General features: G+C 60.7%; 1 protein-coding gene. It reads right to left on the bottom strand.

The features are described from left to right. Nucleotides 1–327, bottom strand: a 327-nt coding sequence (locus tag AC5ZGW_RS47675; RefSeq protein ID WP_496114341.1) for a type IV secretion system protein, incomplete at its 3' end; no start/stop codon positions are given. Between the last annotated feature and the right edge of the window lie 27 nt (nucleotides 328–354).

Raw genomic sequence — 354 nt, forward strand, 5'->3', positions numbered from 1 at the left:
GGCCGGTGAAGCGTTGCCGCCCGATGCTCCAATCTGGAAGAGACTGTCGACAACTGCCTTTGCAAAGCTCGGTCCTTGGTCAAGGACGAGCGCGAAGAAGCCGACGAACATGATACGACGCACGAGCGCCGCGAACCATTCTTGCAGCGATGGCGCCTGCAATGCGAGCGAGATCGCAGCCAGACCGATCTCGATCGAAGCCAGGATCCAAAAGAGCGATCGTGCCGCATTCGAGACGGTCTGTTCCCAACCCCGTGCGGCGCTGCTGATTTCGTCCTGCAAGGATGTGATGAGGGAGCCCTCCTGGGCATGGGCGGGGACGATCATGAGCGCAAGACAGACGGCTGCGAAAGC

Source organism: Bradyrhizobium sp. Crot121 (assembly GCF_059512385.1).